1 protein-coding gene is annotated in these 236 nt (G+C 66.5%); it reads left to right on the top strand.

Going from position 1 to position 236, the window contains the following annotated elements:
* Positions 1-236: hypothetical protein (locus tag RMT89_RS45425; RefSeq protein WP_315889599.1), on the top strand; the 236-nt coding region annotated here is incomplete at both ends.

Here is a 236-nt window from a genome sequence, read left to right as displayed (position 1 = left end):
CCTGCAGCTCCTGGTATGTCGGCACCAACATCCCCGGCCGGCCGCGCGTCTTCATGCCGTATATCGGCGGCTTCCCGGTCTATGTGCAGAAATGCAACGAGGTGATGAGTGCCGGCTTCGATGGCTTTGTGCTGGAAGGCGCACCGGCCAGCAACGCGGCGCCCCAGGTGCGCTACACCGAGCGCTGGCGGGTGCCGATCGACATCGACGTCATTTCACCGGCCGCCGTCGCCGCC

Origin of the sequence: Streptomyces sp. P17, assembly GCF_032436805.1 — a bacterium.
In the GTDB taxonomy this organism is placed as follows: Bacteria; Actinomycetota; Actinomycetes; order Streptomycetales; family Streptomycetaceae; genus Streptomyces.
Note: the sequence above shows the minus strand (reverse complement) of the source record. Positions and strands in the feature narration are given on the sequence as shown.